Raw genomic sequence first — 14795 nt, forward strand, 5'->3', positions numbered from 1 at the left:
GGCGGTGTCAGGATGCGCAGCGGCGCGGCGGATCAAATGATCCACTGCGCCGCGCGTTGAGGTCGATCAGGCCGGCAAGGCCCGGGTCACCGTGCGATCATGCGCGCCGGGCCGGGGCAGCGGAAACACCCGGTCGTAGGCGATGTTGAACACGAACGCGTAGATCAGATAGAACGCCACGATCGAGATATCCATCATCAGCGCGGCCCACAGCGAGACGCCGAGATACCAGGCGACGAACGGGATCAGCAGCACGATCAGGCCGGCCTCGAACAGCATCGCGTGCGCGACGCGGATCGGCATCGTCTTGACGACACGCCCGGTGAGGCGGACCAGCGCGTGGTCGAAGCCGAGATTGAACAGCAAGTTCCAGATCGTCGCCACCGTCGCCGAGACGACGCCGATGACGCCCATATGGGCGACCGGCTGATTGAACAGCCAGGCCGCTGCCGGCGTGAAGATGGCGATACCGATCAGTTCGAACAGGACTGCGTGCCTGATCCGGTCGGAGAAGGAACGCATAGACATTTTGAAAACCCTTTCTTGTCGTTGTGATCGGGTTTCTATCTGATATTGTGGGATTATAAAGTTAGATAATATCTGGAAAAGAGATAGATGTCCCTCTCCATGGACCAGCTCGAATCCTTCGTGGCGGCCGCCGAGCAGGGCTCGTTCTCCGGCGCGGCGCGGCTTTTGAAGAAGGCGCAATCGGCGGTCAGTACGCACGTGGCAAACCTGGAGACCGACCTCGGCATTGCGCTGTTCGACCGGACCGGGCGCAACCCGGTGCTGACCGAAGCAGGGGCGCGACTGCTGCCCGAGGCAAAACTGATCCTCGATCGCCGCGAGCACCTGATCGGCGTTGCCAGCAGCTTCGAGGCGCATGTCGAGAAGCGCCTGGTGGTGGCGATCGACGAGCTCTATCCGGAGAGCGCGGTGGGCGAGCTGTTCGCGGAATTCGCCACGCGCTTTCCGCATGTCGAACTCGAGCTGCTGTTTCCGATCATGGAGGACGTCAGCCGGCTCGTGCTCGACGGCAAGGCCGATGTCGGCGTGATGTGGCGGCAGGAGCAGCTGCCGCCCGAGCTCGGCTTCAAGACCATCGGCTGGGTGCCGTTGCAGCTCGTCTGCGGCAAGACCCATCCGCTGGCGCATGGGCGGGTGGACTGGGAGGAGCTGAAGCGGCATCGCCAGATCATGGTCACGGTGCGCAACGAAGGCACCGAACGGCATCGGCTGCGTGTCGCGGCGGAGGTGTGGTGGGTCGAGAGCCATTGGGTGATCCTGCAGATCCTCAAGCACGGCGTCGGCTGGGCGCTGATCCCGGCCCACATCATGGCGAGTTCGCAGGTCGCCGAAGACCTCGCCATTCCCGAACTGGAATTCGACGAGGGCGCGCATCCGGTCGCGCTCGAAGTGGTCTGGCACAAGCAGCGGCCGGCCGGGCCGGCGGCAAAATGGCTGCGCCGCCGCTTCGCCACGCGGCCACCGATGCTCCGCCTGTGAGCGCTGGACCCGCCCGCCGTCGTGCACCGCATGGCAGCTGACATCGCGACCGCGATGTGTTGCCATGCCTGTCGCACTGACCTGACAGGGTGGAGACGATGGCGAAGCAATTGGAAGGCAAGGTCGCGGCGGTGACCGGGGCGGCATCCGGCATCGGACTTGCGAGCAGCGAAGCGATGCTGGCGGCCGGCGCGCGCGTGGTGATGGTCGACCGCGACGCCACCGCGCTCGCGGCGCTGGCGGAAAGACACGGTGATGCGGTGATTCCGCTGGTCATCGACCTGCTCGATGCCGCGGCCTGCGCGACGCTGCTGCCGCGTGCGCTGGAGAAAGCAGGCCAGCTCGACATCCTGCACGCCAATGCCGGCATCTATGTCGGCGGCGATCTCGTCGATGCCGACAGCACAGCGATCGACCGGATGCTGAACCTCAACGTCAACGTGGTGATGAAGAACGTGCACGACGTGCTGCCGCACATGATCGCGCGGGCAACCGGCGACATCATCGTGACGAGCTCGCTTGCCGCGCATTTCCCGACGCCGTGGGAGCCGGTCTATGCGTCGTCGAAATGGGCGATCAACTGCTTCGTGCAGACGGTGCGGCGCCAGGTGTTCAAGCACGGCATCCGCGTCGGCTCGATCTCGCCCGGGCCGGTGATCAGCGCGCTGCTCGCCGACTGGCCGGCGGAGAAGCTTCAGGAAGCCAAAGCGTCGGGCAGCCTGCTGGAGGCGAGCGAAGTGGCCGAGGTCGTGATCTTCATGTTGACCCGGCCGCGCGGCATGACCATCCGCGACGTCGTGATGCTGCCGACGAACTTCGATCTTTAGGCGGTCCGCCGGACCTCGTTTTCAGGCGGCGCCGCGATTGCGGGCGGGCGCGGGGGCCTGTTTCGTCAGCCGGCGCAGCGCGGCGACATTGGTGGTGACCGAGGCCATGCGGCACTGGGCCTTGCCGGCGGATTTCGCTTCATAGAGTGCGGCATCGGCGACCGCCAGCAACTCTTCGGCCTCGGTGCCGTGCTCGGGCGAGACAGCGACACCGACACTGACGCCGACCTTGGCAAAGACGCCGTCGGCGAGCCGGTAGGGCATCGTCACGGCCTGGATGATGCGCTGGCCGACGGCGAGCGCCTGCTCGGCGGTGACGCCGTTCGCCAGCACCACGAATTCATCGCCGCCAAGTCGCGCGATCACGTCGGTCTCCGGCAGCGCGCGCCGCAGCCGCTCGGCGGCCAGCATCAGCACCTGGTCGCCGGCCGCGTGACCATAGGTGTCGTTGACCGGTTTGAAATTGTCGAGGTCGAAGAACAGCAGCGCGAACGGCCGGCCGTTTCCGGCCGGGGCCTCGAGCTTGGCGTTCAGCGCGGCGACGAAACCGGCGCGATTGCGCAGCCCGGTGAGGGTGTCGTGAAGGGCAAGATGACCGTTCTCGCGCTCGGCGCGCATGGTCGCGACCAGCATCTTGTTGAGGCGGAAGGCCGCGACCGTCATCGCCGTGAGATACAGCGGCACCTGCAGGAAGACGATGAACAGCAGCGGCTCGCCGGCAAGCGCCGCGCCCGGCACGATCGGGCCAAGGCTGAGCAGGATCATGGTGCCGGCAAGACGCGGGGCGCTGAAATTGCGGAAGCAGATGCCGCCGACCATTGCCGCGGCCGACAGCGAGGCCAGCATCGCGACCACCCAGTCGCCGCTGGCAAGGCTGATCAGGATGCCGAAGCCGACGCTGGCGCTCCAGGCGACCGCGAGCACGAGGTGCAGATCGGTCGGCGTCGGCCGTCGCTCGCGCGCCGCGCGATGCGCAGCCACCAGCACCGCCAGTCGCGACAGGCAGATGACGAGCTCGAGGATGACCCAGGTGATGAACCATGCGGTCGGCTCGCGGATCGCAATCACGGCCGAGACTGCGACCGTGTTGACCGCGCCGGCCGCGAATACCGGCAGCGAGCCGTAGAGATCGCCGATCAGCGCTTGGCGGATGTCGTCGGGCACGCCCGGCCCGGCATCGGCAAGCCAGCGCGTCACGCCCCAGCGCGGCTGGCTGTATCGTCCTGTTTCGGACTGCATTGTTCTTGCCCCGTACTTTCACGTGGCAACTGATCCCAGCGGGCCTAACAGGCCTTTAAGGACGCCGCCGATCACGCGGCGTGCTTGACGGGAAGTAAACCGCACGGATGCGCCAAATTGGCGCGCCCTCGCATCGCCGCTGCGCGCCGTCAGTGCCGTGGCCGGTCCGGCAGGATGCGGTATTCTCGATGCGATTTCGTGAGCCGCGGTTTCGCGGGAACGACCGCAGGAACGATCGAATGACCGAGCATACCATCGTCGCCGCGACCGGCGAGCCGCGGACCCAGCACAGCCTGATGCGCGACCTGCGACTGCTCGGCGTCATGCCGGGTGAAACGCTGCTGGTGCATTGTGCGATGAGCGCGCTCGGCTGGGTCGCGGGCGGCGCCGAGGCGGTAGTGCGCGCCTTGCTTGATGCGGTCACCGACGCCGGCACGCTGGTGATGCCCGCGCAGTCGTCGCAGCTCAGCGATCCCGCGAATTGGCGCGCGCCGCCCGTCCCCGAGAGTTGGATCGGGATCATCCGGGAAGGCGTGCCGCCGTTCGATCCGCGCACCACGCCGACCCGCGACATGGGCGCCGTCGCCGAATTGTTCCGGAGCTGGCCGGGGGCGCGGCGCAGCCTGCATCCGACCTGCTCCTTCGCGGCCCTTGGTCCCGAAGCGGAGTGGATCACGGCGTGGCAGTCGCTCGGCGAGCCGTTCGGCGACGATGGACCGCTCGGCGTTCTCTACCGATCGGCGGCGCGCATTCTGCTGCTCGGTGCCGGCTTCGACGCCTGCACGGCCCTGCACCTGTCCGAGCTGAAGGCTTGGCCGTCGCTGCCGAGAATCGCGGAAGGCTCCGCCATGACGGTCGACGGACAGCGGCGCTGGGTTCGCTTCGACGTCGCGGCCGGCTACCCCGACGGCTTTCCGGGGATCGGCCAGGCGCTGGTTCGGCAAGGCGTTGTCCGCACCGGGCGCGTCGGATCGGCGACCTGCCACTTGATGTCGATGACGGCGATCGTCGATGCCGCCGCCGGTCTGATGGCGGAGCAGGGCGCGCCGTTTGGATGATGGCCGGAGGGATCACGGCGCGGTCATTCGGCTGTCACCTCGTTCGACTGTGATGGCGGCGAAACGCCGCAACAGTGAGCCGGGGCATCCATGGCCTATCTTGGGATCATCGCGACCTGGATCGGGATCGCCGCCTGCATCCTGCAGTCGGCATTGTTCGCCGGCCTCAATCTCGCGGTCTTCAGCCTCAGCCTGTTGCGGCTGCAGATCGAGGCGGACAGCGGCAATGCCAACGCGGCGCGCGTGCTCGAGCTTCGCCGGCATTCGAATCAGATCCTCGCCACCATCATCTGGGGCAATGTCACCACCAACGTGCTGCTGACGCTGTTGTCGGACTCGGTGTTGGCCGGCGTGGGCGCGTTCCTGTTCTCGGCCTTCGCCATCACGCTGCTCGGCGAGATATTCCCGCAGGCCTATTTCTCGCGCAACGCGCTGGCGATGACCGCGCGGTTCCTGCCGTTCCTGAACTTCTATCGCATCGTGCTGTTTCCGCTGGCGAAGCCGACGGCCATGGTGCTCGACTGGTGGCTCGGCTCGGAAGGCATCACCTATCTGCGCGAGCAGGATATCCGGCAGATGATCGCCCGCCACGTCGTCGACGGCGGCGACATCAGCAAGGTGGAGGCGATCGGCGCCCAGAACTTCCTCGACCTCGACGACATCTCGGTGTGTGACGAGGGCGAGGCGATCGATCCCGCCAGCATCCTCAGCCTGCCGCTCGCCAATCAGCGCTGCGTGCTGCCGAAATTCGACAGCGTGCCAGATGATCCGTTCCTGCGCCGGATCGATGCGTCGGGGATGAAATGGGTGATCGTGACCGATCTCGCGGGTGAACCGGTGTTCGTGCTCGATGCCCACCACTTCCTGCGCGATGCGCTGTTCAACCAACTCGAAAGCGATCCGACCGCCTATTGGCACCGGCCGATCATCGTGCGTGACGCCAAGGCGCGGCTCGGCGACGTCATCGGGTTGATGAAGGTGGTGCCGGAGACGCCGGGCGACGACGTGATCGAGCACGATCTGATCCTGGTGTGGAGCGGGCAGAAGCGCATCATCACCGGCTCGGACCTGCTCGGGCGGCTGTTGCGCGGCATTGCGACCGTGGAGAAGCGATCGGCCGCCTAGAGGGCGACGAGTTCGGCGGCGCTGCTGGCGCGTTTTGCCTTCTTCGCCCTGGCCGGGGCGAACAGGTTGCCCGCGGCAAGCCCTGCGGTGTCGGCGACACCGGGATCACCCGATACCATCGCGGCGACGATGGCGCCGTCGATCAACAGCGCGAGCTGGTGCGCCAGCACGGCCGGCTCGGTAGCGCCCATCTCGGCGGCGAGCCTTTCGATATGCGCCAGCACCACCTTCTTGTGCTTCAGCGCGATGTTGCGGAACTGCTTGGCGTCCTTGTCGTGCTCGGCGACCGCGTTGATGAAGGGGCAGCCATAGAAGCGCTCCTCGCCGAACCAGGTCTTCAGGGCAGGGAATATCCGCGACAGCTTGGTCTGCGCATCGCCGCCGCCCGCCTCGATCGCGCCGATGAACCAGTCGCGCCACTGCCGGCCTTCACTCTCCAGCACCGCATGCACGAGGTTGGTCTTCGAGCCGAACAATTTGTAGAGCGTGGTCTTCGCGGTTCCGGCCTCGTCGATGATCGCATCGATCCCGGTGGCGTTGATGCCGTTCTTGCAGAACAGATGCGTCGCCGCATTCAGCAGCCGCCCGCGCGCCGATTCATCGTCGCCGGCGCTGAACGCCGCGGCAGGTTTTTTCTTCGCAATCGATTTGGCCATGCGCGGCAGTAAATCGGAGCGCGGCAAAATCATCAAGTCGCATCTTCATGCGCGCATCGATGCGCTGAAAATAATCGCCGGCGCGCGGCATTTGCTTGGCGATTGAGCAGCAGCGCCCTGGTCAATCGGCAGGCAGGCGCGCCTAAGCGTCTGCGGAATTTCGTCTTTTGACCTGGGGCATGATTGGCACGCTTCGTGCAGGAAACAGACCGTTCGGTATCCTGACCATTTCCATCGCCCTAGGGAGAAAACTGATGACCGCTGTCGCTCAAAAAACCGCACTGACCGGCTGTCTCGCGCCGATCGACAGAGGCGGGCTCGAGCAGCTCATTGCCAACGGCAAGGCCAACCCGAAGGTCGTCAAGACCTTGAAGTGCAAGACGGTGGCCGAGGGCAAGTTCCGTCACGCCAATTACATCCGCAACCTCGCGCCCTACATCGTCGACGAGCCGCCGGGCCTGCTCGGCGACGACACCGCGCCCAATCCCTCGGAGGCCTCGCTCGCCGCACTCGGCTCCTGCCTTGCGGTCGGCCTGCACGCCAACGCCGTGCATCGCGGCTGGATCGTCAACAAGCTCGAGCTGCAGCTCGAGGGCGACCTCAACATCACAGCGGTATGGGGCACCGGCGACGTCAGTGAGAAGCCGGTCGGCTTCACCGACGTCCGCGTCAAGGTCGACATGGAGTGCGAAGGCGTCGCACAGGACGAGATCGACGCCCTGGTGGCGCATGTGAAGAAGTGGTCGCCGGTCGCCAACACCTTCACGCGCCCCGTCAATCTCGAGGTCAGCGCCTAGGCGCCTGGCAGGCAATTCAAGGTGCGGAGATCATCCATGAGCTCACTGGCAATATCGCGGGTCGCAACGCGAGATCCCGCACCGACGATCGCGGGCGAGGTCGCGCGCCTCGCCCGTCAGGAACTGGCGCCGCTTGCATCCGCGATCGATGCCGGCTCGGTCTATCCCGGCGAATTCCTGCGGCGGCTCGGCGAAATCGGCGCGTGGAGCAGCCACGTGCCGCTGGAAGGCCCGGCCGACCTGCGCTGGGCCATCCAGTCGATGGCCGCGATCGGCGAGGTCTGCGGCGCCACCGCCTTCATGGCCTGGTGCCAGAACACGCTGGTCTGGTACGTCGCCAATTCCACCAATCTGAAGCTCGCCGCGCGCTTCGGCGACTGCTTCTCCCGCGGGCGGGTGCTGGGCGGCACCGGGCTCTCCAACCCGATGAAGAGCTTCTTCGGCATCGAGCGGCTGAAGCTCAGGGGGCGCAAGGTCGACGGCGGTTACATCGTTCGCGGCGCGCTGCCGTGGGTGTCGAACCTCGGGCCCGGCCATTACTTCGGCACGATCTTCGAGCGCGAGGACGACGGCATCGCAGGCGGCGAGGCTGGTGAGACGGTGATGTTCCTTGCCGACTGCTCCGATCCCGCGATCACGCTGACGCCGTGCAAGCCGTTCCTGGCGATGGACGGCACGGGTACCTATGGCGTCCAGTTCCGCGACGTCTTCGTGCCGGGTGAATTGATCCTCGCCGAGCCGGCTGCACCCTTCGTCAAGAAGGTCCGTGCCGGATTCATCCTGTTGCAAGTCGGCATGGGCCTCGGGCTGATGCGGGACTGCATCAACATCATGGACGAGGTCCATGCGCCGCTCGGTCATATCAACCGCTATCTGCCGCAGCAGCCGCTGCAATTCCGCGAGCTCTATGCCGAGTTCGAGAAGGAGGCGATGACGCTGGCGCAGGATCCCCACAATGGCGATGACAGCTACTGGCGCAGGGTCGTCGCGCTGCGGCTGCGCATCGGCGATGCCAGCGTCGCGGTCGCGCATGCGGCGATGCTCCATTGCGGCGCGCGCGGCTACCTGATGAGCCACCGCGCCCAGCGCAGGCTTCGCGAAGCCTATTTCGTCGCCATCGTCACGCCCGCCACCAAGCAGCTGCGCAAGATGCTGGCGGACGGCTGAAGCATGATCCGGAAAAGCGGGGACCGGTTTTCCGAAGAGATCATGCTCAAACAAGTTCGGGACCACCAAGACTAGCAACCATGCAACAGGAGAGGCTGCCATGACGGACGTTCTGATCACCGCCGGCGAACTTGCCGAGCTCGTCAAGAAAGAACCGTGTGTCATCATCGACACGCGTAATCCGGATGCCTATGCGGCGGGACATCTGCCCGGTGCGGTCAATGTGCATGACATCTTCACTTACCTCGCGACCTCGACGCCGGAGGGCATGCACGCGCTGAAGACCAAGTTCGCCGATGCCTTCGGCGCCGCCGGCCTGTCCGGCAAGGAGACCGCCGTGATCTACGAGCAGTCGATGAATTCCGGCTTCGGCCAGTCCTGCCGCGGCTATTACCTGCTGGCGATGCTGGGCTATCCCAAGATCAAGGTCCTGCATGGCGGGTTCGATGCCTGGAAGGCGGCGGACCTGCCGGTCACCACCGACGTCGCGGTGCCGGCGAAGGCTGCGTTCGCGATCGTGCCGGAGGCCGGCGACATCATGATCGACGCCAAGGCGATGCTGGCTGCGGTCGGCAAGCCGGGCGTCGCGATCCTCGACGTGCGCGACGTCGACGAGTGGATCGGCGAAAGCTCGTCGCCTTACGGGAAGGATTTCTGCCCGCGCAAGGGCCGCATTCCCGGCGCGGTGTGGCTGGAATGGTACCGCATGATGAAGCCGACCGGCGAGGGCCCGCGCTTCAAGTCGAAGGACGAGATCCTTGCCGAATGCGCCACCGTCGGCATCTCGCAGACCACGCCGGTCTATCTCTACTGCTTCAAGGGGGCGCGCGCGTCGAACACCTTCCTGGCGCTGAAGAACGCCGGCGTGAAGGACGTGCGGATGTATTTCGGCTCCTGGAACGAGTGGTCGCGCGATCCGGCGCTGCCGATCGACGAAGGCTTGCCGACCGCAGCCGTCGTGACCGGCAAGGCGGCATAGAACCTGCATGTTTGTCGGCGTCCGGCGGCGCAAAACGCGGCCGGACGCCGATCAATGAACCGGATCGCGGAGCTTTCCTCGTTTCGGTGCGACAATGGGGCGCAGCATGTCCATGTCAGACGATCCCTTCGACGCCGACCGCGCGCTGGTGCGATCGGGCTGCGCCTGCGGGCTGCATCGCTCGGCCGCCGAGCACGATCATGCCGCGCGCCCGCTGCGCTGCGAGCCTGTCGTGAGTGAGGAGAAGCGGTACGAAGGCATCGTTGCCTCCGCGGTGATGCGGGCGGTGTTTCCGCAGGATGTCGCACGCCGCGCCTTCCTGAAGTCGGTCGGGGCTGCGACCGCGCTCGCCGCACTGTCGCAATTCTTCCCGTTGAAGACGGCGACGGAGGCGTTCGCCGAAGCAGGGTCGCCGGAGAAGAAGGACCTCAAGATCGGCTTCATCCCGATCACCTGCGCGACCCCGATCATCATGGCGGCGCCGCTCGGCTTCTATGCCAAGCAGGGGCTCAATGTCGAGGTGGTGAAGACCGCCGGCTGGGCGGTCATTCGCGACAAGACCATCAACAAGGAATACGACGCCGCCCACATGCTGGCGCCGATGCCGATCGCGATCTCGCTTGGCTTAGGGGCCAACGCGATCCCGTTCACGGTGCCCGCGATCGAGAACATCAACGGGCAGGGCATCACGCTGGCGATGAAGCACAGGGATCGGCGCGATCCAAAGGACTGGAAGGGCATGAAGTTCGCCATTCCATTCGACTATTCGATGCACAATTATCTGCTGCGCTATTATCTTGCCGAGCACGGGCTCGATCCGGATACCGACGTGCAACTCCGTTCGGTGCCGCCGCCGGAGATGGTCGCCAATCTACGCGCCGACAACATCGACGGCTTCCTCGCGCCGGACAATATCTGCCAGCGCGCGATCTATGACGGTGTCGGCTTCCTGCACATCCTCTCCAAGGAGATCTGGGATGGCCATCCCTGTTGCAGTTTTGCCGCGAGCCGCGAGTTCATCACCGCGGCGCCGAATTCGTTCGCGGCGCTGACGCGGGCGATCGTCGATGCCACCGGCTATGCGGCGAAGGCCGAGAACCGCAAGCAGATCGCGGAGGCGATCGCGCCGGCCAATTACATCAACGCGCCGGTCACGGTGCTGGAGCAGGTGCTGACCGGCACCTATGCCGACGGCCTTGGCGGCGTGAAGACCGACGCCAAGCGGGTCGATTTCGATCCGTTCCCCTGGCAATCCTTCGCGGTGTGGATGCTGACCCAGATGAAGCGCTGGGGCCAGATCAAGGGCGAGGTCGACTACCGGGCAGTGGCCGAGCAGGTCTACCTTGCCACCGACACGAAGAAGGTGATGGTCGAGATGGGGCTCTCGCCGCCGGCAACCGCCTACAAATCGTTCTCGGTGATGGGCAAGAGCTTCGATCCGGCCAAGCCCGACGATTATCTCGCGAGCTTCAAGATCAGGAAGTCGTCGTGAAGGTAGGCACCGGCTTATCCACGTCGTCCCGGCGAAGGCCGGGACCCATAACCACGACCGTCGGTGTTTGTGCACGGCGTCTCCCCGCGTGCCCCACCGAGGCGGCGCGGCGTATGGGTCCCGGCCTTCGCCGGGACGACGGGTTGAGAGGGCGCGCCGAATGAGGCTGTCCCTCCGCTTCCGCGCCGCGATCGTCTCCGTCGTGCTGCTCGCGACCTTCCTCGCCGCCTGGCACCTGGCGACCCGCGGCACGGGCGCTGTGGCGAACATGAGCCCGGAGTATGCGAAGCTGATGGGGCTGACCGCGACCCAGGGCAAGTCGGCGATGCCCGGACCGCTCGATGTCGGGGCGAAGCTGTGGGAGCATCTGAAGCGGCCGTTCTACGACAACGGACCGAACGACAAGGGCCTCGGCATCCAGCTCGGCTATTCGATCGCGCGCGTCGGGCTCGGCTATCTGATCGCCGTCATGGTCGCGATCCCGCTCGGCTTCCTGATCGGGATGTCGCCCCTGATCAGCAGGGCGCTCGATCCGTTCATCCAGGTGTTGAAGCCGATCTCGCCGCTGGCCTGGATGCCGCTTGCGCTCTACACCATCAAGGATTCCTCGATCTCGGCGATCTTCGTCATCTTCATCTGCTCGGTGTGGCCGATGCTGCTCAACACCGCGTTCGGCGTCGTCGGCGTGCGCAAGGAATGGATCAATGTCGCCCGGACGCTCGAAGTCGGTACCGTCAGGCGCGCCTTCACCGTGATCTTGCCGGCGGCAGCGCCGACGATCCTGACCGGGATGCGGATCTCGATCGGGATCGCCTGGCTCGTCATCGTCGCCGCCGAGATGCTCGTCGGCGGCACCGGCATCGGCTATTTCGTCTGGAACGAGTGGAACAATCTGTCGATCACCAATGTGATCATCGCGATCCTGTTGATCGGTCTGGTCGGCATGCTGCTCGACCAGGTGCTGGCGCGGTTCACGCGCATGGTGACATTTCCGGAGTAGCGATGACCGACAAGTTCATCTCCATCGAGGGCATCGCGCGGCGCTATCCCGGCGCGGGCGGCGGCACCACCACGGTGTTCGAGAATTTCTGGCTGTCGATGGCACGCGGCGAGTTCGGCTGCGTGATCGGCCATTCCGGCTGCGGCAAGACCACGGTGCTCAACATCCTCGCCGGCCTCGACCAGCCGAGCGAGGGCACCGTGATCGTCGACGGGCAGGGCATCGAGGGCACCAGCCTCGACCGCGCCGTGATCTTCCAGAGCCACGCGCTGCTGCCATGGCGCACCGTGCTCGGCAACGTCGGCTACGCCGTCAGTTCGAAATGGCGCAAATGGGACCGCGCCCGGGTCAAGGCCCACGCGCAAAGGTTCATCGATCTGGTCGGGCTCACCGGCTCCGAGCACAAGCATCCGTCGGAGCTGTCCGGCGGCATGAAGCAGCGCGTCGGCATCGCGCGGGCGCTGTCGATCACGCCGAAGATCATGCTGATGGACGAGCCATTCTCGGCGCTCGACGCGCTGACCCGCGGCACGTTGCAGGACGAGGTGCGGCGCATCTGTCTGGAGACCGGGCAGACCACCTTCATGATCACCCATGACGTCGACGAGGCGATCTTCCTCGCCGACAAGATCTTCCTGATGACCAACGGCCCTGGCGCCGTGCTGGCCGAGATCGTCGAGAATCCGCTGCCGAAGGAGCGCGGCCGGATCGATCTGCACCGCCACCCCTATTATTACGCGCTGCGCAACCATATCGTCGATTTCCTGGTCAGCCGCAGCAAGAGCTTTGCGGCCGAGGTGACCGGACACGATCCGCGCCACGTGCCGACGGTGCGGCCCGGCCTGGGCGAACCGGTGATCGTCTCGCCGCCGCGCGTCGTCGAACCCAATCCCGCGCAGAGCATTGCGCGCTGAAGCCTGAGGAGGAAACCAGATGAAACGCGAAGACCTCACCGAAAAGCTGCTCGACATCAAGCGCGAGAAGGGCTGGAGCTGGAAGCATATCTGCGAGAAGATCGGCGGTTATTCCGAAGTCCTGATCGTCGGCGCAATTCTCGGCCAGATGAAATTGACAAAACCGCAGGCTGCCAACGCCGGGGAATTATTCGGGCTGTCGAAGGCTGAGACTGCGATGCTCAACGAGGTGCCGATGCGCGGCACCGGCACGGCGATGCCGCCGACCGATCCCCTGATTTACCGCTTCTACGAGATGGTGATGGTCAACGGTCCGGCATGGAAGGCGCTGATCGAGGAGGAGTTCGGCGACGGCATCATGTCGGCGATCGACTTCGACATGGCGATGGAGCGCGTCGCCAATCCGAAGGGCGACCGCGTCAAGATCACCATGAGCGGCAAGTTCCTGCCGTACAAATATTACGGCGCCAGCGGCAACGTGCCGGAATACGGCTTCAAGGAGGAGTGAGAGCAGGGCGGCGCGACTGCTTCACGCCGCGCGCTCGGAACTTCCCTCCGACCTCACAGAATCGCGCGTGGCGCATAGCTCGCCGCGTCGGGCTTGGCTCTCGCCAGGGCGTCGACCTGCTCGGCGAAGTAATCGACCTGAGCGGCGGCGTCGCCGGAGTTGGCGCGACCCTGGTCCAGCACAAGCTGCAGCTCGGCCTCGCTCAAGCCAAGGCGCTGATCGGCGGCGAGGCGCTGCAGCAGATCGTTTTGCACGATCTTGCCGGTCCGCAGGTCGCCGATGGCGGCGACGGCATGTTCCTTGATCGCCTCGTGGGCGCTTTCGCGGCCGGCGCCCTTCTTGACCGCTTCCATCATGACCGTGGTGGTCAGCAGGAAGGGCAAATAGCGGTTGAGCTCGGTCGCGACCACGGCCTCGAACACGTCCATCTGATCGAGCACGGTGAGCAAGGTTTCGAGGAGCCCATCCATGGCGAGGAAGGCATCGGGCAGCATCACGCGGCGGACGACCGAGCAGGAGACGTCACCTTCGTTCCACTGATCGCCGGCGAGCCCGGCGGCCATGGCGAGATAGCCCTTCAGGATCACATGAAGGCCGTTGATGCGCTCGCAGGAGCGGCTGTTCATCTTGTGCGGCATCGCCGAGGAGCCGACCTGGCCCTTGGCAAAGCCTTCGCTGGCGAGTTCGTGGCCCGCCATCAAGCGAATGGTCTTGGCGAAATTGCCGGGGCCGCTGGCAAGCTCGGTGAGCGCACTGACGGCACGGAAGTCGAGGCTGCGCGGATACACCTGGCCGACGGCATCAAGGGCTTTCGGCAGGCCGAGGTGAACGAGGATGCGCTGTTCGAGTGCGCGCGCCTTGCCGGCATCGCCATTGAACAGGGTGATCTGGTCGAGCCGGGTGCCGACCGCGCCCTTCAGGCCGCGCGCGGGATAGGTTTGAAGCACATTGACCAGGCTCTGATGCGCCAGCAGCGTTTCCTCGCCGAACATGGCGATGCGCTTGCCGAGCGTCGTGACCTGCGCCGCCACGTTGTGGGTGCGTGCGGTAAACGGAACGTCGCGCAATTGCTGCGCGCGCTTTGCAAATCGAACCAGCGCGGCGACGCTCTTGGTCTCGACCAACTGCAACGCGCGATAGACCTGCAATTGCTCCACGTTCTCGGTAAGATCGCGGCTGGTCATGCCCTTGTGCAGGTGCTCGTGACCGGCGAGTTCGCAGAACTCCTCGATGCGCGCCTTCACGTCGTGGCGGGTGATGCGCTCCCGCTGCATGATGGAGGCCAGGTTGATCTGGTCCTTCACGCGCTCGTAGCTCTCGATCACGCCATCCGGAACCGGAATTCCGAGATCGCGCTGGGCCTTCAGCACGGCGATCCAGTAGTCGCGTTCGAGGCGGACCTTGCCTTCGCCGCTCCAGATGGCGCGCATGGCGGGCGAGGCATAACGTTCGGCGAGGACGTTGGAAATGTGATCTTGGGACATGATCCCGCTCTCTTGGCATTACCTGGTGCCGGCTGCAAGCCGA

15 protein-coding genes are annotated in these 14795 nt (G+C 65.4%); 11 read left to right on the forward strand and 4 right to left on the reverse strand.

The features are described 5' to 3' along the window. Positions 1–66: 66 nt before the first annotated feature. Positions 67–528: a PACE efflux transporter gene (locus ACTUWL_RS28890; RefSeq protein ID WP_021077878.1), complete on the reverse strand. Its 462-nt coding sequence runs from the start codon at positions 526–528 to the stop codon at positions 67–69. An 87-nt stretch (positions 529–615) separates the two neighbouring features. Here ACTUWL_RS28890 and ACTUWL_RS28895 point away from each other — a divergent pair, with 87 nt between their 5' ends. Further along, the gene (locus ACTUWL_RS28895) at positions 616–1506 is read left to right on the forward strand and encodes a LysR family transcriptional regulator (protein ID WP_021077877.1); all 891 of its coding nucleotides are present in this window, start codon (positions 616–618) and stop codon (positions 1504–1506) included. Positions 1507–1604: 98 nt separating this feature from the next. Then, complete coding sequence (locus tag ACTUWL_RS28900) at positions 1605–2333, forward strand: SDR family oxidoreductase (protein ID WP_021077876.1); 729 nt, start codon at positions 1605–1607, stop codon at positions 2331–2333. Positions 2334–2354: 21 nt separating this feature from the next. Here the strand turns inward: ACTUWL_RS28900 and ACTUWL_RS28905 are convergent, their stop codons facing one another. Next, entirely contained in the window at positions 2355–3572 is a 1218-nt protein-coding gene (locus ACTUWL_RS28905; protein WP_021077875.1) for a GGDEF domain-containing protein, read from the reverse strand. Between the two features lie 239 nt (positions 3573–3811). On the opposite strand from ACTUWL_RS28905, the gene ACTUWL_RS28910 reads away from it, so the two are divergent. Both ACTUWL_RS28910 and ACTUWL_RS28915 read left to right on the forward strand, forming a co-directional pair. Further along, on the forward strand, positions 3812–4630 hold the full coding sequence (locus tag ACTUWL_RS28910; RefSeq protein ID WP_021077874.1) for an aminoglycoside N(3)-acetyltransferase: 819 nt from the start codon (positions 3812–3814) through the stop codon (positions 4628–4630). A 90-nt stretch (positions 4631–4720) separates the two neighbouring features. Next, positions 4721–5755 (forward strand): DUF21 domain-containing protein, encoded by a 1035-nt coding sequence (locus tag ACTUWL_RS28915; RefSeq protein ID WP_021077873.1) that lies wholly within the window; start codon positions 4721–4723, stop codon positions 5753–5755. On the opposite strand, the gene ACTUWL_RS28920 is transcribed toward ACTUWL_RS28915, so the two are convergent. Further along, positions 5752–6411, reverse strand: a complete 660-nt coding sequence (locus ACTUWL_RS28920; RefSeq protein ID WP_035650616.1) for a TetR/AcrR family transcriptional regulator — start codon at positions 6409–6411, stop codon at positions 5752–5754. The genes ACTUWL_RS28915 and ACTUWL_RS28920 overlap by 4 nt on opposite strands. Positions 6412–6665: 254 nt before the next feature. Between ACTUWL_RS28920 and ACTUWL_RS28925 the strand changes: the two genes are divergently transcribed. From ACTUWL_RS28925 to cynS, 7 genes are all read left to right on the forward strand, one after another. Further along, a complete protein-coding gene (locus tag ACTUWL_RS28925) occupies positions 6666–7208 on the forward strand; it encodes an OsmC family protein (protein WP_021077871.1) in 543 nt (180 codons plus the stop codon). 36 nt (positions 7209–7244) lie between these two features. Then, positions 7245–8375, forward strand: coding sequence for an acyl-CoA dehydrogenase family protein (locus tag ACTUWL_RS28930; RefSeq protein WP_021077870.1), 1131 nt, complete (start codon positions 7245–7247; stop codon positions 8373–8375). A gap of 100 nt (positions 8376–8475) precedes the next feature. Then, positions 8476–9354 (forward strand): sulfurtransferase, encoded by an 879-nt coding sequence (locus ACTUWL_RS28935; RefSeq protein WP_021077869.1) that lies wholly within the window; start codon positions 8476–8478, stop codon positions 9352–9354. 106 nt (positions 9355–9460) lie between these two features. Beyond that, complete coding sequence (locus tag ACTUWL_RS28940; protein WP_035650708.1) at positions 9461–10846, forward strand: CmpA/NrtA family ABC transporter substrate-binding protein; 1386 nt, start codon at positions 9461–9463, stop codon at positions 10844–10846. 160 nt (positions 10847–11006) lie between these two features. Then, positions 11007–11846, forward strand: coding sequence for a nitrate ABC transporter permease (gene ntrB, locus ACTUWL_RS28945; RefSeq protein ID WP_021077867.1), 840 nt, complete (start codon positions 11007–11009; stop codon positions 11844–11846). 2 nt (positions 11847–11848) lie between these two features. Continuing rightward, on the forward strand, positions 11849–12760 hold the full coding sequence (locus ACTUWL_RS28950) for an ABC transporter ATP-binding protein (RefSeq protein ID WP_021077866.1): 912 nt from the start codon (positions 11849–11851) through the stop codon (positions 12758–12760). A gap of 19 nt (positions 12761–12779) precedes the next feature. After that, positions 12780–13268 carry a cyanase gene (cynS, locus tag ACTUWL_RS28955; RefSeq protein ID WP_021077865.1) on the forward strand — a complete coding sequence of 163 codons (489 nt, stop codon included), beginning with the start codon at positions 12780–12782 and terminating at the stop codon, positions 13266–13268. Between the two features lie 53 nt (positions 13269–13321). On the opposite strand, the gene purB is transcribed toward cynS, so the two are convergent. Continuing rightward, positions 13322–14752: an adenylosuccinate lyase gene (purB, locus tag ACTUWL_RS28960; RefSeq protein ID WP_021077864.1), complete on the reverse strand. Its 1431-nt coding sequence runs from the start codon at positions 14750–14752 to the stop codon at positions 13322–13324. Positions 14753–14795 lie beyond the last annotated feature (43 nt).

It is taken from the genome of Bradyrhizobium sp. WCU1, assembly GCF_053474805.1.